The sequence below is a fragment of the Bradyrhizobium sp. STM 3562 genome (assembly GCF_045571435.1).
GTDB lineage: Bacteria > Pseudomonadota > Alphaproteobacteria > Rhizobiales > Xanthobacteraceae > Bradyrhizobium.
The window spans coordinates 7,996,116-8,016,195 of record NZ_CP120694.1; the positions used below are offsets into that span (position 1 = coordinate 7,996,116).

18 protein-coding genes are annotated in these 20,080 nt (G+C 63.8%); 9 read left to right on the forward strand and 9 right to left on the reverse strand.

The features are described 5' to 3' along the window. Positions 1 to 78: 78 nt before the first annotated feature. The 3 genes from P6U23_RS36990 to P6U23_RS37000 form a co-directional block, all read right to left on the reverse strand. Positions 79 to 1,362 carry a glycosyltransferase gene (locus tag P6U23_RS36990; protein ID WP_407177209.1) on the reverse strand — a complete coding sequence of 428 codons (1,284 nt, stop codon included), beginning with the start codon at positions 1,360 to 1,362 and terminating at the stop codon, positions 79 to 81. Positions 1,363 to 1,671: 309 nt separating this feature from the next. Then, a complete protein-coding gene (locus P6U23_RS36995) occupies positions 1,672 to 2,295 on the reverse strand; it encodes a GNAT family N-acetyltransferase (RefSeq protein ID WP_407177210.1) in 624 nt (207 codons plus the stop codon). Positions 2,296 to 2,364: 69 nt separating this feature from the next. Further along, positions 2,365 to 2,568, reverse strand: a complete 204-nt coding sequence (locus P6U23_RS37000) for a DUF1127 domain-containing protein (RefSeq protein WP_407177211.1) — start codon at positions 2,566 to 2,568, stop codon at positions 2,365 to 2,367. 116 nt (positions 2,569 to 2,684) lie between these two features. Here P6U23_RS37000 and P6U23_RS37005 point away from each other — a divergent pair, with 116 nt between their 5' ends. The 9 genes from P6U23_RS37005 to tcuB all read left to right on the forward strand — a co-directional run bounded on the left by P6U23_RS37005 (position 2,685) and on the right by tcuB (position 12,124). Next, positions 2,685 to 3,584, forward strand: a complete 900-nt coding sequence (locus P6U23_RS37005) for a transcriptional regulator GcvA (protein ID WP_407177212.1) — start codon at positions 2,685 to 2,687, stop codon at positions 3,582 to 3,584. A 152-nt stretch (positions 3,585 to 3,736) separates the two neighbouring features. Beyond that, entirely contained in the window at positions 3,737 to 5,050 is a 1,314-nt protein-coding gene (locus tag P6U23_RS37010; RefSeq protein ID WP_407177213.1) for an MFS transporter, read from the forward strand. Positions 5,051 to 5,336: 286 nt separating this feature from the next. Further along, entirely contained in the window at positions 5,337 to 5,780 is a 444-nt protein-coding gene (locus P6U23_RS37015; RefSeq protein ID WP_407177214.1) for a hypothetical protein, read from the forward strand. Then, positions 5,777 to 6,634: an alpha/beta fold hydrolase gene (locus tag P6U23_RS37020; protein ID WP_407177215.1), complete on the forward strand. Its 858-nt coding sequence runs from the start codon at positions 5,777 to 5,779 to the stop codon at positions 6,632 to 6,634. The genes P6U23_RS37015 and P6U23_RS37020 overlap by 4 nt, the downstream gene beginning before the upstream one ends. Before the next feature lie 15 nt (positions 6,635 to 6,649). Then, on the forward strand, positions 6,650 to 7,846 hold the full coding sequence (locus tag P6U23_RS37025; RefSeq protein WP_407177216.1) for an ABC transporter substrate-binding protein: 1,197 nt from the start codon (positions 6,650 to 6,652) through the stop codon (positions 7,844 to 7,846). Positions 7,847 to 7,910: 64 nt separating this feature from the next. Further along, positions 7,911 to 8,801, forward strand: coding sequence for an NAD(P)-dependent oxidoreductase (locus P6U23_RS37030; RefSeq protein ID WP_407177217.1), 891 nt, complete (start codon positions 7,911 to 7,913; stop codon positions 8,799 to 8,801). Positions 8,802 to 8,809: 8 nt separating this feature from the next. Next, positions 8,810 to 9,574, forward strand: a complete 765-nt coding sequence (locus P6U23_RS37035) for an IclR family transcriptional regulator (protein ID WP_407177218.1) — start codon at positions 8,810 to 8,812, stop codon at positions 9,572 to 9,574. 26 nt (positions 9,575 to 9,600) lie between these two features. Continuing rightward, a complete protein-coding gene (gene tcuA / locus P6U23_RS37040) occupies positions 9,601 to 11,022 on the forward strand; it encodes an FAD-dependent tricarballylate dehydrogenase TcuA (protein ID WP_407177219.1) in 1,422 nt (473 codons plus the stop codon). Beyond that, positions 11,009 to 12,124 (forward strand): tricarballylate utilization 4Fe-4S protein TcuB, encoded by a 1,116-nt coding sequence (tcuB, locus tag P6U23_RS37045; protein WP_407177220.1) that lies wholly within the window; start codon positions 11,009 to 11,011, stop codon positions 12,122 to 12,124. The genes tcuA and tcuB overlap by 14 nt, the downstream gene beginning before the upstream one ends. A 710-nt stretch (positions 12,125 to 12,834) precedes the next feature. On the opposite strand, the gene P6U23_RS37050 is transcribed toward tcuB, so the two are convergent. The 6 genes from P6U23_RS37050 to P6U23_RS37075 form a co-directional block, all read right to left on the reverse strand. Next, the gene (locus P6U23_RS37050) at positions 12,835 to 13,434 is read right to left on the reverse strand and encodes a hypothetical protein (protein ID WP_407177221.1); all 600 of its coding nucleotides are present in this window, start codon (positions 13,432 to 13,434) and stop codon (positions 12,835 to 12,837) included. Positions 13,435 to 13,630: 196 nt separating this feature from the next. Continuing rightward, positions 13,631 to 14,044, reverse strand: coding sequence for a Rieske (2Fe-2S) protein (locus P6U23_RS37055; RefSeq protein ID WP_407177222.1), 414 nt, complete (start codon positions 14,042 to 14,044; stop codon positions 13,631 to 13,633). 319 nt (positions 14,045 to 14,363) lie between these two features. Next, complete coding sequence (locus tag P6U23_RS37060; protein WP_407177223.1) at positions 14,364 to 15,473, reverse strand: amidohydrolase family protein; 1,110 nt, start codon at positions 15,471 to 15,473, stop codon at positions 14,364 to 14,366. Next, complete coding sequence (locus P6U23_RS37065; protein WP_407177224.1) at positions 15,470 to 16,564, reverse strand: amidohydrolase family protein; 1,095 nt, start codon at positions 16,562 to 16,564, stop codon at positions 15,470 to 15,472. Before P6U23_RS37065 ends, P6U23_RS37060 begins: the two co-directional genes overlap by 4 nt. 231 nt (positions 16,565 to 16,795) lie before the next feature. Continuing rightward, the gene (locus tag P6U23_RS37070) at positions 16,796 to 18,133 is read right to left on the reverse strand and encodes an HlyD family type I secretion periplasmic adaptor subunit (protein ID WP_407177225.1); all 1,338 of its coding nucleotides are present in this window, start codon (positions 18,131 to 18,133) and stop codon (positions 16,796 to 16,798) included. Continuing rightward, positions 18,130 to 19,875 (reverse strand): type I secretion system permease/ATPase, encoded by a 1,746-nt coding sequence (locus P6U23_RS37075; RefSeq protein WP_407177226.1) that lies wholly within the window; start codon positions 19,873 to 19,875, stop codon positions 18,130 to 18,132. Before P6U23_RS37075 ends, P6U23_RS37070 begins: the two co-directional genes overlap by 4 nt. Positions 19,876 to 20,080 lie beyond the last annotated feature (205 nt).

Sequence of the window (20,080 nt, forward strand, 5' to 3'; positions counted from 1 at the left end):
GCCGTAAGGGAGAGGCTTCGCAGGATCGGCGAACGGCGACGGCCCAATGCGTCGGCCGGTCGCCAGCCTCGCTCCTCGTCAGGCCACGCCTCGATGCTGCCGCTTCACGGGCCGACGGTCGGCCGCGCGGCCGATGGCCGCGATGGCCTCCATCTCCTCGACCAGGCCGGATCCTTCGATGTCTGCCGTGATCGCCTCGCCGATCTTGCAGGCCGCCAGTTTGAATTGCGGCTCGGTGATCAGCCGGTTGATCGCGGCCGCGATTTCCGCCTCGGAGGCCGTCGGGGGGAGTCGAAGCCCGGCGCCTCTCGCCTCGACTCGCGCGGCGTTGGCTGACTGGTCCCGCCCCATCGGCAGGATAAGCTGCGGCAACGCATTGATCAGCGAGCGGGTGACGGTCCCGTGGCCGCCTTGCGATACCACCAGCGAAACCTCCTTCATGACCGAGTCATGTGGGGCGCCGCGCAGCAGATGCACGTTCGTTGGAGCGCGAAGCTCGGCGGCGTCGAGGTTCGGGCCGGTGGTGACGACCGCATCGATCTCCATCGTTCCGGCCGCATCGATGATGCGTTGGATCAGATCACGCTGGCCTTGCGCGCCCGTGCTGCTGGCGATCAGCGCGCGAGGGCGATGCGCCTGCGCCGGCCATGGCGCCTGCCACGACTTGGACCAGTTCGGCATATCGAGCAGCGGCCCGATATAGCGGAAATTGTCCGGAAGGGAATCGGCCCGGAAATCGAACGCCCGACTGGTCGCGAGCAGAAGCCGATCGGCTCGATCGAACAGATCCATGACGTCCCCGAGAGCGGCAAGGCCGAGTTCGGCGCGGGCCCGGTTCAGAATGGGAAGAGACACATTCATCATTGCGGCAAGCGCGGCACTGGCGGCTTCGACTTCGGCGCGCTCCTTCGGTGTTTTCGGCTGGCCCAATCCGCTGGTCGCCGGCGGCATTCCCGGCAGGGGCTTGATGCTGACGTGAGGCGAAAGAAGCGCGAAGGGCACACCGGATGCCTCTGCCCCAAGAGCAGCACCAAAGAGGATGTCGAGCACGAGAACAGCATCGGTCAGCGCCCGTTCGATCTCAGCGCGGATATCGGCCGCATAAGCCGAGCAAGGCTCGAATACGGTCCTGCGCACCCAATCCTGCATGTCCGAGACATCGGTTGGGTCGGCCGCCTCGCCGATCGGAGCGCGGCGCCATGTCACGAACTCGAACTCGGCGGCCTCGACTTCGGCGCGCATGATCGGATCAGCCATCACGCGCACGTGGTGGCCATGTCGGCGTAGCCGCCGGCCCGCGGTCAGCAACGGACTGAGATTGCCTAGTGTACCCCACGACGCCAGGAGAAAACGGTAGGACATCCGAGAAGCTTTCTGTCACGGTCGCGAACTCACGGACGCGATCCGCTCTCGGCGACCAACATAGGCTTGCGGACGGATGCGCCGGCGCACGCATGTATTCGCGCGAGCCACGCGAATGATTGAGCCGCAGCGGCTACCAAACGATGTCGTTTCAGAATGGAATGATTACAGCCGTAAACATCGGCAAGGCGATTGTGGCACGGCGTGAGATTTCGCTGCCAGATTTGCCTTCACGTCACGGCCTCGTGAATCGAGGCCGCTTCAGTGCAAGCGTTCGTGCAGATGCGCCAAAGGGGGGGACGCCAGTGCTCAGCGACCCGAGACTAGCACTTTGGCTTCTCGTGTCGCCGCCGCGATTCGCCAACTCGCGCAGGGAATGTCCTTCGGCGCCGCATCGATCTGTTTTTCGAAGCGCACCAGCTTCCAATCCTCGGGGTGACGGGCGAACGAAAAACCTGATTTGCGCGCCAGCGCAATCATGACGTCATTGGAGCGCAGCGTGTCGCCGAACACGCTGGCCGCACCGAAAGCGGCCGCACGGCATTCCAGATTCGTCATGAGTACCGCGCCGATGCCGCGGCCCTGCCAGTGATCATCGATCGACATGCCGAACTCGAAACTGCCGCTCTCGGCGTGATAGGCGTAACGCGCTTCACCGATGATGGTCGCAAATCCATCGACCTCAACGGTCACCACGACGGTGAAGCCGTCGTCGCGGCCAACATCGGTGAAGCGATCAAGCAGTGTTTTCGGCAGTTCGCTCATAGCGCCGAGAAAGCGGTTGTAGCGGGAGCGGGCCGAGAGCGCGCGATAATAGTTCTGCAATTCCTCGGCATCGCCCGGCTCGACGAAGCGCACGGTTACCGTCTCGCCGCCGCGCGTGCGCAAGATATCCGCGTGCTGGTTGAGCTCCTTGACCCGAAGTGTGGTCATGGCCAACTCCGTTGTCCGAAAAGGCCGTGGGCCGGCGTTCCATTGAGGCAACGCCGGCCCGGCTGCTGCTCAAGCCCGCCAGAACGGCTTCTCGGCCTCGTGCGCGATATCGCTCCAGGAGACGCCGACATCGTGCAAATCGCGGTCGGTCCAGCGTGCAAGCTCCTGGCGGGTGCGGTAGCGCTGCCGCCAGAGATGGAAGGTGTCGCTCAAGCTGGCCCAGACCCCCGCAACATGATGATTTCTCATCACTTCCTGAGTGATGGTAGACATGTTTGGCTCCTAAAGCTAAGCTTTGCGCGGCAAATATCTGCGCTATTCGGCCGGGCGGCAAACGACACTTTGTACCCGATCGAATGAGATAAATTCATGTATCGGAGCTTTCGCGGATGACAGCCAGACTGCCATCGCTCAACGGCTTGCGGGCCTTCGAAGCAGCCGCCCGGCATTTGAGCTTCACGCAGGCCGCCGCCGAACTGAACGTGACGCAAACCGCAATCAGTCATCAGATCCGGCGGCTTGAGGAGGAACTCGGCCTTCGCCTGTTCATCCGTAAGAACCGCGCGCTCGCGCTCACGCCGAAAGCGAAGGATTATCTTCCTGGCGTGCGCGCCGCCTTCAACGATCTACGGCTCGCGACCGACCGCCTGCTGCGCAAGGACAACGATAGCGTCCTGACGATTTCAACGTTGGCGTCGTTCGCGGCGAAATGGCTGTTGCCGCGCCTGTCGACGTTCCAGGAGGCGCATCCCGGCATCGACGTGCGCATCACCACCTCCAACAGCCTGGTCGATTTCAGGAGCGGCGATGTCGATGCCGCGATCCGCTACGGACGCGGGCATTGGCCTGGCGTGCGCGCACGATGGCTGACGGCGGACGAACTGTTTCCGGTGTGCAGCCCGGCCCTGCTCAAGGGCGACAAGCCGCTGCGCCGTCCGCAAGACCTGGCGCAGTACACGCTCCTGCACACCAGCGGCGGCTATGACGACGACTGGCGGCTATGGCTGACGGCGGCAGGTCTGCCGGCAGACATTTCCAAGCAGCGCGGCATCAGCTTCGACCTGATCTTCATGACCGTGCAGGCCGCAATCGACGGGATCGGCGTCGCCATGGGCCGGACCACCTATGTGCAGGACGACATCGTCAAGGGCCGTCTGGTCGTCCCGTTCAAGATCGCGCTGCCGGCGGATGCCGGCTTCTACCTGGTGTCGCCCGAGGCAACCGATGATCCGCCCAAGCTTCGCGTGTTCCGCGACTGGCTCCTCGCTGCAGTGCAAAACAAGGCCTGAAAATCTGTGCTTTCGCGTGGCAATCGTCGAAAATATAAGGCCGTCTCCAGTTGGTCGGCAGCGCGCGTCATGGCAGATTGCCGGCTGGGTTAGTTGGGCTGGCGTGAGGTTTTCTCTGCAACCGGCCATTTCAGACGGAGAGGAAACTCACGATGTCACAAGCGTCCACCGCGCAGGTACCAGCGATCAAGTCGCGCATCGGCGCGATCCTGCGGGCCACCAGCGGCAACTTCCTCGAGCAGTTCGATTTCTTTCTGTTCGGCTTTTACGCCAGCGCCATCGCAAAGGCGTTCTTCCCCGCCACCAACGAGACCGCATCGCTGCTCAACACCTTTGGCGTGTTCTGGCTCGGCGCTCTGATGCGTCCCATCGGCGCGATCGTGCTCGGCGCCTACATTGACAAGATTGGCCGCCGGCAGGGCTTGATTGTCACGCTCTCCATCATGGCCATCGGTACGGTGGTCATCGCATTCTGTCCGACCTATACGACGATCGGCATCGCCGCCCCCGTGATCGTGCTGCTTGGACGACTGCTCCAGGGCTTTTCCGCCGGCGTCGAGCTCGGCGGCGTCTCGGTCTATCTCGCCGAGATCTCCACGCCCGGCAATCGCGGCTTTTACACCTCGTTCCAGTCCTCCAGCCAGCAGGTTGCCATCTTCGTCGCGGCGATCCTCGGCTTTTTGCTGAGCGAATCGATGCCAGCGGAAACGGTGGCGGCCTGGGGCTGGCGCATTCCCTTTTTCGTCGGCTGCCTGATCATTCCGGTGATCTTTTTCCTGCGGCGGACGCTGGAGGAAACGCCGGAGTTTTTGGCGATGAAGAAACATCCCACCGCAAAGGAGGTCTTCGCATCGGCGGTCGCAAACTGGCGCATCGTGATCCTGGGCATGATGATCGCGGTCCTCACCACGACGACCTTCTATTTCGTCACCGTCTATACCCCGACCTTCGGCAGGAACGTGCTGAAACTGTCCACGGCCGATGCGCTGCTGGTGACGTTGCTCGTTGCGGTGACCAACTTTATCTGGAATCCGGTTGGCGGCGCCGTCTCCGACCGCCTCGGCCGCAAGCCGGTGCTCCTCACCATTGCCGGCCTTTCACTGGTGACGGCCTATCCGGCGCTGCACTGGCTGGTGAGCGCGCCGACCTTCGGCAAGATGCTGGCGGTGGAAATGATGTTCTCGTTCTACTTCGGCACCTATAGCGGAACCATGCTGGGCTGCTTGGTCGAGATCGTTCCGAAGCATGTCCGCACCACCTGCTTCTCGCTGGCCTTCGCGCTCGCAGCCGCTTTGTTCGGCACCTTTACGCCCTTCGCCTCGACATGGCTGATCGATCGGACCGGCGATAAGGCATCGCCCGGCTTCTGGCTGATGTTCGCGGCAATTCTCGGCATCATCGCCGCCCTCACCGTGTACCGGGGCGGTCGCCAAGCCGTCGAGAGCCGCGAGGCCGTCGCGGCCTGAGCGGCCACCAGACCTTTGAGCGCGCAAGTCAGTTCGCATTGGGCTAGCAGTTCCGCCTCGAAGCCAACGACCAGCCTCGGCGGTTAGACGCGGAACTGCGCACGCCCACCATTTTCTGACGTCACGATCGCGAAGCGCTTCGGCGCTTCGCGATGAGACCCCTTGAGCTTCCGCCTCGAGGCCGTGTAGAACGTTGCCAATATAATAGAATATCGTTCCATTGTACGGAACGGTCGCGGAGAGCCCTCGTCACGCTCTTCAAGTCCGTGGCCAAGGAGGATCGAGCGTGGAGCCCACTGGCCGACTGAAGAAAGACGAGCGGAGCGCGTCCTCAACCGATCAAGGTGTGATCGCGACGTTCAAATCCCTTCCCGACCTACTCGCTCGCGACGAGGCACTCATCACGCGCGGGCGATGGCTCGACGTCGATTGTCTGCTCGGACCGATGGTGCAGCCGTTCCATATCGCGATCCGCGCCGGGCGGATCGTGGAGATGACGCCGGCACCCCTGCTGATGCGATCCTGGCGTTTCTCCTACCGCGCCAGCACGCAGGCGCTTGCGGCCTATTGGCAAGCGGTGCCGCGTCCCGGCTGGCACGACCTCTTGGCGCTGACCAAGCGCGGCGAGGCGGTGCTGGAGGGCGATCTCTATCCGTTCATGACGCATCTGCAGTTCTTCAAGGATCTGCTGGCCCTGCCGCGCCGCCGAGGTATCGGAGACGCGGCATGAACGGCTTCATCGAACCGATCGTCGGGCGCTACGTGCATGTCGAGAACGATGGCGAGATCAACCGCATCTATTTCGAGGAGAACGGCACGGGCATCCCCTTGGTCTGCCTGCACACCGCCGGCTCCGATAACAGGCAATGGCGGCATCTGCTGAACGATGCGGAGTTCACGAAGCATTTTCGCATCATCGCCTTCGACCTGCCCTGGCACGGCAAGTCGAACCCGCCCGACAGCCGGTATGCCAGCGAGTACCGGCTGACTACCGCAAGCTATACCGCGATCATCCGCGCCTTCTGCCGCGCGCTGGCGCTGGAGAAGCCCGTGGTGATGGGCTGCTCGATCGGCGGCCGCATCGTCCTCAACCTTGCGATCGATCATGCCAGCGAATTCCGCGCGCTGATCGGCCTCGAGGCTGCCGACTTCCAGCAGCCCTGGTACGACACCACCTGGCTGAACCGGCCTGACGTGCATGGCGGTGAGGTCTGCGCCGCTTTGGTCTCGGGCCTGATCGCGCCGCAATCGCCCGAGGCATCGCGCAACGAAACGCTGTGGGCCTACAAGCAGGGCGGGCCCGGCATTTTCAAGGGCGACCTCTACTTCTACCGAGTCGATGGCGACCTGCGCGGCCGCGTAGGCCGCATCGATGTCCGCGCCTGCCCGCTTTATCTCCTGACCGGCGAATATGATTTCTCCTGCACCGTGGAAGACACGATGCGGACCGCCGCGAGCATTCCGGGCGCGACGGCGATTGCCATGGAGCAGCTCGGCCATTTTCCGATGAGCGAGAATCCCGCGCAGTTCCGCCGCTACATCGCGCCGGTGCTTGATGACATTCGTGACAGAGAAAAGGTTTAACGGGAGGCTGACTTCATGAAATTGCGTTTGGTTGCGGCAGCTTTGCTTGCCGTGCAGGCAAGTGCCGCCTGGGCGGCCGATGACGTCATCAAGATCGGCGTGCTCAACGATCAGTCGGGCGTATTCGCCGACAATGGCGGCCGCGGCTCGGTCGCGGCGGCGCGGCTCGCTGCGGAAGATTTCGGCAACGAGATCCTCGGCAGGAAGATCGAGATCATTTCCGCCGACCATCAGAACAAGCCGGATATCGCCGCCGCCACGGCACGCAAATGGTTCGACAACGAAGGCGTCGACGTGATCGCCGACGGCGCGGCCTCCTCGGCCGGCTTCGCGATCCTCGAAGTGGCCCGGCAGAAGAACAAGATTTTCATCATCAGCGGCCCGGGCTCATCCGACTTCACCGGCAAGGCCTGTTCGCCGACGAGCTTTCATTTCAACTATGACACCTATGCTTTGGCGAAACTGACCAGCGATGCCATTACGCGCGCCGGCGGCAAGACCTGGTATTTCATCACGGCGGACTACGCCTTCGGCCACGCCCTGCAACGCGACGCCACCAAGTTCATCGAGGCAGCCGGTGGCCAGGTGATCGGCTCGGCCGCGCATCCGCTGGGCACGACCGATTTCGCCTCGTTCCTGCTGCAGGCGCAAGGCTCCAAGGCAAAGGTCGTCGGGCTGGCGACCTCCGGCGCCGACGTGCAGACCGCGATCAAACAGGCCGGCGAGTTCGGCATCGTCGACAGCGGACAGAGCCTCGCCGGCCTGCTGGTCTTTATCACCGACGTCGATGCGCTCGGCCTGAAGGTGACGCAGGGACTGCAGGTCACGACCTCCTTTTATTGGGACCTCAACGACGAGACCCGCGCATGGTCCAAGCGCTACGCCGCGCTGATGAACGGCAAGGTCGCCAGCATGGTGCAGGCCGGCGTCTACAGCGGCGTTCATCATTATCTCGCGGCCGTGAAGGCGGCGGGCACGACGGATCCGACAATCGTCGCGGCCAAGATGCACGAGATGAAGGTGAACGATATGTATAACAAGGACGTCGCCATCCGCGCCGATGGACGCGTGCTGCACACCATGTATCTCGTTCAGGTGAAGAAGCCGGAGGAGTCGAAATACAAATACGACTACTACAAGATCGTGAAGTCTGCGCCGGGCGAAGAGGTGTTCCGTCCGCTCAGTGAAGGCGGCTGTCCGCTGGCCAAGTAAGAACGCTTATCCATCCACGGCGGCTGCGCTGCTGCCGCGCAAGAGATCAATGGAGAATATCAACATGTCCGCTGCGATCGGATTCATCGGACTCGGGGTCATGGGCGAACCGATCTGCCGCAATCTTCTGCGCAAGAGCGGCCGGCCGGTCGTGGCGTTCGACCTCGCGCAGGAACCGCTGGCGCGCCTTGCGAGGGAAGGCGCGAGGATCGCAAACTCCGTCGCCGAGGTCGTCGCTGGCAGCGAGGTCGTTTTCCTCTGCCTGCCGAGCGCCAAGCACGTCTCGTCTGCCTTCGAGGGCGAGGCTGGCATCCTGAATGCCGTGCAACCCGCGCAAATGGTCATCGACCTCGGCACGTCGGAGGTCGGCCTTACCCGCGACTTCGCGCGCCGGCTCGCGGAGAAGAGCGCGGCGTGGATCGATGCGCCGATCGCGCGCACCCGCCAGGCGGCACAGGATGGCACGCTGAGCGTCATGGTCGGAGCCTCGCCGGAGCACTTTGCCAAGGTCGAGCCGCTGATCCGCCATTTTGCCACCGACATCACGCTGTGCGGCGGCACCGGCGCCGGACAGGTGACGAAGATCCTCAACAACATGGTGCTGTTCGAGACCGTCAACGCGCTCGCGGAGGCGGTCGCGATCGCAAGGCACAGCGGCGTCGAACCGAGGCTGCTGCTGGAGACGCTTTCCAAGGGATCGGCGGACAGTTTTGCGCTACGCAACCATGGCCTGAAGGCGATCGTTCCGGGCGAGTTTCCGTTGCGGGCGTTCTCAACCGAATATGCGCTGAAGGATCTCGGTTACGCGCTCGATCTCGCCGCACAAGCGGGCCTTAAGACGCGCGGCGCAGCTCTCGTCCGCACCATCTTTACCGAGGCCATCGACAAGGGCCTGGGCGATGCGTACTTTCCGGTCATCGCCAAGCTCATTGATCCGCACGAATCCCCCAAATAGGAGACCGCATGCCTTCGCCCGGTGTCGCCGCCGTCGATCGTGCATTGACGATTTTGGCGGCGTTCGAAATCGAGCAGACGCCGCTTTCCCTGGCCGAGCTCGCGCGGCGCACCGGCCTGTACAAGAGCACGCTGTTGCGGCTGATGACCTCGCTCCAGGAATTCGGCTACCTCGTCCAGCTCGCCGACGGCCGCTATCATCTGGGACCGACCCCCTTCCGGTTAGGCGCGGTCTATCAGCGCGCCAACAACCTGCACGATCAGGTAATGCCGGTGCTGCGACAGCTCGTGACTGCCGGCACGGAGAGCGCGTCGTTCCACGTCAGGCACGATGCCAAGCAGCGGCTCTGCGTCTTTCGCGTCGATTCCCAGCATTCGACGCTGGACCGCGTCGAAGCCGGAATGCTGCTGCCGCTCGATCGCGGCGCGGCCGGCAGGATCATCCTGGCCTTCGACGGCGAAATGGGCGAGACATCCGACGAGATCCGCAAGAATTGCATCGCGACCTCGTTCGGCGAACGCGATCCGGATTGCGCAGGGCTCGCTTGCCCGGTATTTGGACCGAACGGCAAGCTCGCTGGAGCCCTGTCGCTCTCCGGGCCCAAGCCCCGTTTCACCAAGGAAAATATCAAGGCCATGTCCTCCCTGCTGCTGACGGCGGCCACGCGACTGACGCGATCACTCGGAGGCTCGAGCGAGCTGTTGGAAAAGATATCGACTTCAGCGCCGGTCGAAAGCCACTCTCGAGAGATGTCTCGGCGAGCGAGGAAGTGAATGGGTGAATCGCTGTGGAACGTGCGATGAATAGGGCGGATGCCGGAGCGGCTGCGCTGTTGAGCCGCCCTCATGAGGTCTTGGTGATCGGCGGCGGCAACGCGGCGCTTTGCGCCGCGATCAGCGCGCGACGGCAGGGCGCCTCGGTTCTGGTGCTGGAGGGCGCGCCGAAATTCTACCGCGGCGGCAACACCCGTCACACCCGCAACATGCGCTGTGCCCACGATGCGGCGACGGAGATCCTGACCGGGCCGTACACCGAGCAGGAGTTCTGGGAAGACCTGCTGCGCGTCACCGGCGGCGAGACCGACGAAGAGCTCGCGCGCTACATGATCGCCGAATCCAAGGACATCCTGAACTGGATCGTCGAGCAGGGCGTGCGCTGGCAGCCCTCGCTCGGGGGCACGCTCAGTCTCGGCCGCACCAACTCGTTTTTCCTCGGCGGCGGCCGCGCCATGCTCAACGCGTTGTATCGGACCGCAGAAGAGCTCGGCGTCGATATTCTCTACGACGCTGAAGTCGTCGACCTCGAGATCGAGAACGGCATGTTTCTCTCGGCAACCGTGAGGCAGGGCAGCGGAACAGTGAGCGTGCGCGCCGGCGCGCTGGTCGCCGCGGCCGGCGGCTTCGAGGCCAACATCGAGTGGCTGAAGCAATATTGGGGCGAGGCCGCCGACAATTTTTTGATCCGCGGCACGCCCTATAACCGCGGCTCGATCCTGAAAATGCTGCTGCACAAGGGTGTGCAGGAGGTGGGCGATCCCACCCAATGCCATGCGGTCGCGATCGACGCCCGCGCGCCGCGCTTCGACGGCGGCATCATCACGCGGCTGGATTGCGTGGTGTTCGGCATCGTGGTCAACCGCGATGCGCAGCGCTTTTACGACGAAGGCGAGGACATCTGGCCCAAGCGCTACGCGATCTGGGGACGGCTGGTGGCGAGCCAGCCGGGACAGATCGCCTACATCATTTTCGATTCGACCGTTCTCACCAGCTTCATGCCGTCGCTGTTTCCGCCGATCCAGGCGAACTCGATCGCCGAACTCGCCGCCAAGCTCGAGCTCGATGCAGCCGCACTGGACAGGACGGTCTCCGATTTCAATGCGGCGGTCAGGACCGGCACCTTCGATCATACCATCCTCGACGATTGCCGGACCGAAGGCATCACGCCACCGAAGACGCATTGGGCGCGCAAGATCGCGACGCCGCCTTATTACGCCTATCCGGTGCGGCCGGGCATCACCTTCACCTATCTCGGCACCCGCGTGAACAAACAGGCGCGCATGCTGATGAAGGACGGCAAGCCTTCGGCCAACATGTTCGCCGCCGGCGAGATCATGGCCGGCAATGTGCTCGGGCGCGGCTATGCCGCCGGCATCGGCATGACCATCGGCAGCGTGTTCGGACGTATCGCGGGACGGGAAGCAGCTAAGCATGCACGGAACTAAGATCCTCAATGAGGCCGACCGTTTGATGACGGTCTGCAACTCCTGCCGCTATTGCGAGGGGCTGTGCGCGGTGTTCCCGGCGATGGAACTGCGGCGCGCCTTTTCCGACGGCGACCTGAACTATCTCGCCAATCTCTGCCACGCGTGCGGCGCATGCTATGTCGACTGCCAATTCTCGCCGCCGCATGAGTTCAATGTCAACGTGCCGAAGACGCTGGCGGTCGCACGCGCGGAGTCCTATGCCGCCTATGCCTGGCCGCGGGCGTTGTCCGGACTGTTCTCGCGCAATGGCCTTGCGATCAGCATCATCGCGGCGCTCAGCGTCGCCGCCTTCATTTTCGGCTTCGCCGCGGCGAACGACCGACAGGTGCTTTACGGGATCCACACCGGGCCGGGCGCGTTCTATGCGCTGATGCCGCATAATGCGATGGTCGCGCTGTTCGGCGTCGCCTTTCTCTACGCGATCCTGGCGCTCGCGATGAGCCTGCGCGCGTTCTGGCGCGACATCAGCGAGCCGGTCGGCGCGCGCGCCGATGCGCCCTCGCTCTGGCAGGCGATGCGGGATGCCGGCAAGTTGCGCTATCTCGACGGCGGCGGCGTCGGCTGCTTCAATGAGAACGATCAGCCGACCGACCGGCGCAGGCTCTATCATCACTTCACCTTCTACGGCTTCCTGCTGTGCTTCGCCGCGACCTGCGTCGCGACGCTTTATCATTATCTGCTCGGGCGCGAGGCGCCGTATGCCTGGTGGGATCTGCCGGTCGTGCTCGGCACGCTCGGCGGCATCGGGCTGGTCATCGGGCCGATTGGGCTGCTCGTCTCGAAGGGACGGCGCGACCCCGTGCTGGTCGATGAGGCGCGTTACGGCATGGATGCGGCATTCACCGCGATGCTGTTCCTGACTGGCCTGTCCGGACTCGCGCTGCTCGTCTGGCGCGAGACGGCCGCGATGGGACCACTGTTGGCGCTGCATCTCGGTTTCGTGTTCGCGCTGTTCATCACGCTTCCCTACGGCAAGTTCGTGCACGGCCTCTACCGCTTCGCCGCCCTGGTGCGTTACGCGCGCGAGCGGAAGATGGTGGCGGGAGCGGCAGGAGAGTAGACGCTCTTTGAGCTGCGTCGCCCCGGCGAAATCAGTTCGCGCGCCTCGTAATGACTGGAGAGACATGCGTCTGCCTTCTCGCGGCGCTCTTCGCGTCCGAGCCTTGCTTATGTTCACCCTCTTCGGAAGCAGAGGGCGCAGGGAAGGCCGGGTGACCGCTGCACCCGGGGCCCTCGCGCCAACGTGAGTTGCGCAAAGGGCGCGTTGACCACAGGTACAGGCGGACACATCCGGCCTTCCCTGCGCAGTGGTTTACGGCTTACTTCGCGCTCTCCTCGGTGAACCGGGCTTTCTTGCCACCGTCGCCTCGCGAGCGCCTTTGGAGTGCCCGCGAGACTTGGCGCCAGCGTCGGGGCGCCAGGACCACGCGACTTCGCCGTCCGCGTCGGTGCCGCTCGTCTATCGGCATCTTCGCGTCCACCGCATTCCGCCCCACGTTCGTGACGATCGCGACACGCCCTCTTGGCGGCGCGGAACGGATGCAACATACATCAATTTCGGAAAAAACGAAACAAAAAATCTCGCGCGGATGGCTCAGCGCTTCAACGCGTTTGATTTGTCTCGCAAAAGCCCGGTTCGCGCGCAGCGCGATGATGAGAACGGCGCGCCGACCATTGATCGTGACGGGACATTGCATCGATTCGCCCGACGGGCGCAGAGTGCAAGCCTGGCTGCGCCAGCACCGGACCGGCTAAACGCGGCTACGTTCTTCAATAGAAGCCGTGGTAGCGCATGCAGCGATAGTAGCGGTAGGTTCGAAATCCCCAGCGCGAGGCGCACACGTTAGACCAGTAAGCATAGCCGCTGGAGGTCCCGATCCACCACGGGTATGCGTACCACCATCCGCGGTGGAAATAATGAAACCTCCCATGCCGGAACCGATGGCGGGGGAAATGGCCGCCGCGAAAGGCGACCTGCCTGAACTGCGGTCTGCCGACGACACCCGGCCTGGCGGCGAAGCGGGGCCTGCCGACGACACGGGGTCTGCCGACAAAGCGCTGGGTGGCGCCGAAACGAGGGGCGACACGCTGCGCCGCGAAGCGAGGCCTGACATGAGGAGCGGCGAAGTGAGGAGCGCCGCCAAAGCGAGAAGCGCCACCGACGCGCAGACCGCCGCCAAAACGTGGACCGCCACCACCAACGCGCGGGGCTGCGAAACGCGAACCGCCGCCGCCGAAATGTCCGCCACCGCCAAAATGGCCGCCTCCTCCGACATGACCGCCGCCACCACCGAAATGACTGCCGCCACGCGGCGCGGCCATCGCCATCGGCGCGCAGCTCAAGGCAAACGCCGCAACAATCGCCAGCATTATCCCGCGCATCATTTGCTTCCTGTTTCGCGCTCAGGTTTAAACGCGCCGCGGCCGGAAGGGTTGCATGGAGAAACCGCGGATGTCGGCTGGCCTTTGTCGTGCGCCGGTCCACTTGTCCGCCACGGCTTTGACGTAGCTGTCGAGATTTACGCGTTCGCGCGGTGCGCGCGCACCGGAACGACGGCGCGGGCTGTTACAGGTCCACCACCACGTAGTCGCTCTCGATTGCGACCTTGATCGTCTCGGCCACATACGGTCCCTTCACGACCGCCGAGCCCGGCTCGACATGCGCGGGATAGGCTTTCACGCGAAAGCGGCGGGGCTCGCAATAGGATTGGCCGGTGCGGACGTCGAACTCCCAGCCGTGCCATGGGCAGCGGATGATCTCGCCCAACTTGGTGTATTCGATCTCGCCGGGATTTTTCGACTGCGCGAGCCCGATCAACGGGCCCTCGCATAGCGAGGCGCCCTGGTGCGGGCAGCGGTTCAGAAGCCCGAAGAACTCGCCCTTGATGTTGAAGACGGCAATGGGGCGTCCGTCGATGATGAGGAATTTGCGGGTGCCCGGCGGCATCTCCTCCACCGGCGCTATGACATGACGAGCCATTTGAGTATGAAGACGTAGGTTGAGCTATGACCGCTGGTCGGATTCACTTCTCTCTATGGGAGACATATGCGGATCGCGCTGCAGGTTCGGTGCGCCTTATCTGGTCGGTTGGCCCACAAACTCGTCATGCCCGGCTTGTGCCGGGCATCCACGTCTTGCTTTCCGCGTGAAGAAAGACGTGGATGGCCGGGTCAAGCCCGGCCATGACGATGCGGAAACATCAGTGCAAAAATCCGGCGGCGCCATGTGCGATAGCCCTACTATGGGAAAGGTGAACGAAACCCGCAGCACACCCGATTTAATCAACGCCCGCTCTCCATCAGGAAACGCCGTATACCTTCCGCGCATTGGCGAGATAGAAGGCTTCGCGGTTGGCGTCGCTGACGCCGGGCGGCAGCACGCGCGAGGGCTCGTCAAAATCCCAATGCGGATAGTCGGTGGCGAACAACAGCTTGTCCCAGCCGATCCACTCGATCAGATCGAACAGATCCTGCCGCCGCTCCGGATCTTCCATCGGCTGCGTGGTCCAATAGATGTGCTCGCGGATGTATTCGGACGGCGGCCGCTTCAGATGCGGCACTTCGCTTCGCAAGCGCTGCCAGACCTTGTCGAGCCGCCAGCATAGCGACGGCGCCCAGCCGAAGCCGGCCTCGATCATGATCATCTTCAGCTTTGGATGGCGTTCGAACACGCCTTCGAGCACGAGGCTTGCCAGCACCGTCTGCTGGCATTGCGCGTGCCCCACCATCTCCTCGATGTAGAAGCTCGGCCACCCCGAAGCAGTGATCGGATTGCCGCCGAAGCCGAAGGCATGCACGCCGACCGGCAGCCCTGCCTCTTCGGCGGCTTCATAGATCGGCCAGTAACGGCGCTGGCCGAGCGGCTCGACATTGCGGCTGAGCAGCAGCACCTGAACGAAATTCTTATCGCCCGCGCGCTTGCGGATTTCTGCGGCCGCCGCGTGCCCATCTTCATTGGCGACGACAATGGAGGCTTTCAGCCGCGCGTCCTTGCTGGTCCACTTCTCGATCTGCCAGTCGTTGATCGCCGAGCAGAGCGCTGCCGCCAGATCCTGGTTGCGGATGCCCTGCCCCGTGTTGAGCGGATTGAGCACGCCGAGCACGACATTGTTGGGATCCAGATGCTGCTTCTGCATGAAGGACAGCGAGGAGCCCTGCGGCCCGCCTTCAGGAGGATAGGCGTCGCGGCGCGAGGCATTGGGCTGCGCCTTCGGATAGGGCGGCCCTTCCATCATGCCCTGATAAGGATGCTTGCCATAGGTCTCGAGATGGTCGTGCCAGCGTTTTGCCAGGAATGGATACAGTTCCGCGTTGGTCGCGCGCGCCGGATGGATGTCGCAATCGGCAATCGCGGTCTTGGCTGTCGCGATTGCCGTTTGGTCAGGAAGGTCGCGGAACTGCACGTTCATGGCGTCGTCTCCCTCGTCGCCTCCTGCTGAAGTTCCTTGAGGCGGCCGTAAGTCGCAAAGGGATTATCGATCATGATCTTATGGACGATATCGGACGATAACCCCTCCGGCAGCGCTTCGTTGCCGTCGAACTGCCAGTGCGGATAGTCGGTTGAGAATAGGAGCAATTCGTCCGACTGCATATGGTCAAACAGCCGATGCAGGATCGCCGGATCGGACGGCGCATCGAACGGCTGCAGCGAAAAGCGGATATTGCTGCGCACAATCTCGAGCGGCGCGCGATCGACCCACGGCGTTTCCATGCGGATGCCGCGCCAGAACTTATGCAGCCGCCACAGAAAGGGCGGCAGCCAGGTGAAACCCGATTCCAGCATCACCATCTTCAAGTTCGGGTGACGCGCGAACACGCCTTCAACGATCAGGCTGGTGAGCTGGTTCTGAAAGGCCTGCGCCTGTCCGACATAATCCTCGATGTGATAGGAGCCCCAGCCGACCGAAGTCGGCGGATTGTGGTAGGCCGAGCCGGCGTGAACGCCGATGGGCAGGCCGAGCCGTTCGGCGGTCGCATAGATCGGCCAGTAGTGGCGTTTGCCGAGCGGCATGTCGCCCATCACGAGCATCAGGACCTGGACGAAGCGCTTGTCCGCGGCGCAGCGCTCGATCTCGGCGACGGATTTTTCCACGCTCTGCACGGGGATCACGATCGAGCCGCGCAGGCGCGCGTCCTTGTCGAGCCATTCCTTGGCGAGCCAATCGTTCAGCGCCCGGCAAAAGGCATCTGCCATATCCTCGGAAAACACCATCTGCACGCCATAGAGCGGATTGCAGATGCCGAAGGCGATTTGATGCGGATCGAGCGCTTGTCGCTGCATATCGTCGAGACGCGACCCCGGCTTGCCCTGCGCCGGGCGCCAATCCGCCCGCGCCGAGATTGGCGAATGCAGCGGATAGGATTGCGAGACCAGATCGGTCATGCCGCGGGTCGTGACCTGATCGCGCCAGTAATCGTTGAGGTACGGTAGCAGGCTGGTCAAATGCGGGACGGCCGGATGCAGGTCGCAATCGACGCCGCCTGCGATCGTTGACGTCATGACGTTTCCTCTGCAACGGAGCGCTTCGCCGCGCCTTCTGTTCAGATGCATTCAAGCAGGCTCCCGTGCGGCCCGCAACAGGCGCAAAGCGCACGGCGCCATGCTTGGAACTCAGGATTGCCTCAAACTCGTCGTCCCGGCCAAGCGCAGCGCGAGCACACAGCCTGTTGCGCGGGGACGACAGGGAGTTTGAGGCGGCGCGAGGAGGCCTACCGTGAGCAACTCACTGGATCACTTCTCGCGGAACGCGCGCATGAGCTGGTCGTGCAGCGGCTTCATCAGATAGGACAGCACGGTGCGATCGCCGGTCTGCACGAAGGCTTCGACCGGCATGCCCGGGATCAGCCTGACGTCGCCGAGCCGCGCGATCTCCTCCGGCGGCATCGAGACGCGGATGGTGTAATAGGTCTGGCCGGTGCGCTGATCGGTGGCGACGTCGGGCGAGACGCGGCTGACCACTCCGTTCAGTTCCGGCGTGGTGCGCTGGTCGAAGGCCGACAGCCGCAACAGCGTTTTCTGGCCGACCTGCAGCTTGTCGATGTCCTGCGGATTGACCTTGGCTTCCACTTGCAGGTCATCGCTCTGCGGCACGATCAGCATGATCGCATCGCCGGCATTGATGACGCCGCCGACGGTGTGCACCGTGGACTGCTCCACCACGCCGTCCTGCGGCGCGCGGATATCGACCCGCCGCAACTGATCTTCTGCCGTCACCTTGCGCTCGATCAGTTCGCCGATCTTGTCGTTGGTCTCGCGCAAGTCCTTTGAGACCTCGCTGACCATGTCCTTATCGACCTGGATGATCTGTAGCTCGGTTTCGGTGATCTTGCCCTTGGCCTGGGCTCTCGAGGAGACGTATTGCGCGCGCTCGCCGTTCAGCCGCGCCGAGTCGCGCTCGAGCGTGGTCAGGCGCGAGATCTGTACCAGGTGCTTGTCATAGAGATCGCGTACCCCCGTCAGCTCCTGCTGCACCAGCGCGATTTCCTGGCCCTTGGCGTTCTCCTGCGCGGTCAGACCGTCGATCTCCTCGTTGAGCTGGCGGATGCGCTCGTGCAACTGCGCCTTCTGGCCGGCGCGCCCGTTGACGCGAACCTCGAACAATTTGCTCTCGCTCGCCATGACATTGGCGACATCGGGATCGCCGGCGCGGTCGGTGAGCTGCCGCGGAAACACGATCTTGTCGAGCCCGCGCTGCTCGGCTTCGAGCCGGGCCGCGCGCGCCAGCGCCGCGTCGAGATTCTTGGTGACGATCGCCAGATTGGCCTTGGTGACGGTGTCATCGAGACGCACCACGATCTGACCGGCCTTGACCACATCGCCGTCGCGCGCGAGCAACTCGCCGACCACGCCGCCGGTCGGATGCTGCACCTTCTTCACGTTGGACTCGACGACGATCTGCCCCGGCGCGATCAGGGCGCCGGAGATCTCGGTGGTCGAGGCCCAGCCGCCAAAGCCGCCGGCCACCACGGCGACCACCACGAGACCGGCAATGACGTGCTGCCGTATCGCGCGCCGCGCGCCCGTCAAGCCGCCAGCACCGCCCGCGATCCGCAGCGCGCTCTCGCTCATGATTTGGCGGCTCCGGCGTCGGAGACGATCTTGATCGGGGTGGGCCCGGCCACGCGCGGCTGCAGCACCTGCGCGAGCACGGTCTCTTTCGGGCCGAAGGCCTGCATGCGGCCGTCCTTGAGCACCAGAATCTGGTCGACCCCCTCGATACCGACCGGCCGGTGCGCGACGACAACCACGATGGCGCCGCGTTCCCGCGCGGCGCGAACGGCGCGCGTCAAGGCTTCGTCGCCCTCGGAATCGAGATTCGAATTGGGCTCGTCGAGCACGATCAGGAACGGATCGCCATAGAGTGCGCGCGCCAGCGCGACGCGCTGCGCCTGGCCGGCCGACAGCGCCGTGCCCTGCTCGCCGACTTGCGTGTTGTAGCCGTCGCGCATCTTGACGATCATGTCGTGCACGCCGGCTTCCTTGGCCGCCGCGATGATGCGGTTGGAGGAGGCTTCCGTGTCGAAACGGCAGATGTTCTGCGCAACCGTGCCGGCGAAGAGTTCCACGTCCTGCGGCAGGTAGCCGATGTAGCGGCCCAGCACCTCCGGCGACCATTGGTCGAGCGCGGCGCCGTCGAGCCGCACCTTGCCGCGAAAGGGCTGCCAGACCCCGACCAGCGCGCGCACCAGCGAGGATTTGCCCGATCCGCTCGGCCCAATCACACCGAGGCCGCTGCCCGCGGCGAGCGCGAAGGTCACATCATTGACGATCACCTTCTGATCGCCGGGCGCGGCGATGCCGATGCCTTCCACCGACAGGCGCGCCGTCGGGCTTTGCAGCAGCGTCGGCACCGGCTTGACCGGCACCTGTTCCAACAACTTGTTGAGACGGTGCCAGCTTTGCCGGGCGGCGACAAAACCCTTCCAATGCGCAATCGCGAGATCGACCGGCGCCAGCGCGCGGGCGCTGAGGATCGAACCGGCGATGATGATGCCGGCGGTCGCCTCCTGATGGATCACGAGATAGGCGCCGACCGCGAGCACCGCGGATTGCAGCATCATGCGCAGCACCTTTGCGACCGATCCCAAGCCGCCGATGACGTCGCTGGCGCGCTGATTGCCTGCCAGATATTTCTGGTTGGCCTCGCTCCAGCGCCTGGCGAGCCGCCCGGCCATGCCCATGGCGACCAACACCTCGGCATTGCGGCGGCTGGCGGCGGCGAGATCATTGCGGTGCGCGGCCAGACCCATGGCCTCGCGCGCGGGCTGGCGCGACAGATATTCGGTGATCAGCGTCAAGGTGACCAGGATGATTGCGCCGATCAGCGCGGTGACGCCAATCAGGACGTGGAAGGCGAAGCAGATCGCGAGATAAAGCGGCAGCCATGGCAGGTCGAAGAAGGCGCCCGGCCCCATGCCGCCCAGGAACGAGCGAACATTGTCGAGGTCGCGCAGCGGCTGTAGCCCCTCGTTGCGCCCGCCGGTCATGAGCGGCAGCTTGACGATGACCTCGAACACCCGCGCGTTGAGCGCTTCGTCCAGCGCGGTACCGATCCGGCCCAAAATCCGGCTGCGGATCAGATCCAGCACGCCTTGCGCAATGTAAAGACCGGCGGCGAGAATGATCAGGCCGATCAGGGTCGGCACGCTGCGGCTCGGCAGCACCCGGTCATAGACCTCCAGCATGAACATCGAACCGGTGAGATAGAGCAGGTTGATGACGCAGCTCATGACGCCGACGCCGACAAAGGCGCTGCGGCAGGCGCGCAAGGCATCACCAAGCTCCGAACGCCGGACAGGGACGGCTGCCATCAATGCTGGTCTCTCAAATGGAGGGCACGGCCCAACTTATAGGCAATTTCAAAGGCTTAAATACTGGGAATAATACCGATTCCTGCCGCAACGGTCCAACGAAGCGGGATTAACCTAAATGCGTATCAGCTTCGGCGCGATGACGCCAATCACAACCAGGCCGTGTGCCCGGCGGCCGGTCCGTTCATCCTATCCCGGCCCGAGG

Excerpts from the sequence above, each read along its gene's own strand:
- P6U23_RS36990 (WP_407177209.1), bottom strand. The coding sequence starts at position 1,362 with ATGTCCTACCGTTTTCTCCTGGCGTCGTGGGGTACACTAGGCAATCTC.
- P6U23_RS36995 (WP_407177210.1), bottom strand. The coding sequence starts at position 2,295 with ATGACCACACTTCGGGTCAAGGAGCTCAACCAGCACGCGGATATCTTG.
- P6U23_RS37000 (WP_407177211.1), bottom strand. The coding sequence starts at position 2,568 with ATGTCTACCATCACTCAGGAAGTGATGAGAAATCATCATGTTGCGGGG.
- P6U23_RS37005 (WP_407177212.1), top strand. The coding sequence starts at position 2,685 with ATGACAGCCAGACTGCCATCGCTCAACGGCTTGCGGGCCTTCGAAGCA.
- P6U23_RS37010 (WP_407177213.1), top strand. The coding sequence starts at position 3,737 with ATGTCACAAGCGTCCACCGCGCAGGTACCAGCGATCAAGTCGCGCATC.
- P6U23_RS37020 (WP_407177215.1), top strand. The coding sequence starts at position 5,777 with ATGAACGGCTTCATCGAACCGATCGTCGGGCGCTACGTGCATGTCGAG.
- P6U23_RS37025 (WP_407177216.1), top strand. The coding sequence starts at position 6,650 with ATGAAATTGCGTTTGGTTGCGGCAGCTTTGCTTGCCGTGCAGGCAAGT.
- P6U23_RS37030 (WP_407177217.1), top strand. The coding sequence starts at position 7,911 with ATGTCCGCTGCGATCGGATTCATCGGACTCGGGGTCATGGGCGAACCG.
- P6U23_RS37035 (WP_407177218.1), top strand. The coding sequence starts at position 8,810 with ATGCCTTCGCCCGGTGTCGCCGCCGTCGATCGTGCATTGACGATTTTG.
- tcuA (WP_407177219.1), top strand. The coding sequence starts at position 9,601 with ATGAATAGGGCGGATGCCGGAGCGGCTGCGCTGTTGAGCCGCCCTCAT.
- tcuB (WP_407177220.1), top strand. The coding sequence starts at position 11,009 with ATGCACGGAACTAAGATCCTCAATGAGGCCGACCGTTTGATGACGGTC.
- P6U23_RS37050 (WP_407177221.1), bottom strand. The coding sequence starts at position 13,434 with ATGCTGGCGATTGTTGCGGCGTTTGCCTTGAGCTGCGCGCCGATGGCG.
- P6U23_RS37055 (WP_407177222.1), bottom strand. The coding sequence starts at position 14,044 with ATGGCTCGTCATGTCATAGCGCCGGTGGAGGAGATGCCGCCGGGCACC.
- P6U23_RS37060 (WP_407177223.1), bottom strand. The coding sequence starts at position 15,473 with ATGAACGTGCAGTTCCGCGACCTTCCTGACCAAACGGCAATCGCGACA.
- P6U23_RS37065 (WP_407177224.1), bottom strand. The coding sequence starts at position 16,564 with ATGACGTCAACGATCGCAGGCGGCGTCGATTGCGACCTGCATCCGGCC.
- P6U23_RS37070 (WP_407177225.1), bottom strand. The coding sequence starts at position 18,133 with ATGAGCGAGAGCGCGCTGCGGATCGCGGGCGGTGCTGGCGGCTTGACG.
- P6U23_RS37075 (WP_407177226.1), bottom strand. The coding sequence starts at position 19,875 with ATGGCAGCCGTCCCTGTCCGGCGTTCGGAGCTTGGTGATGCCTTGCGC.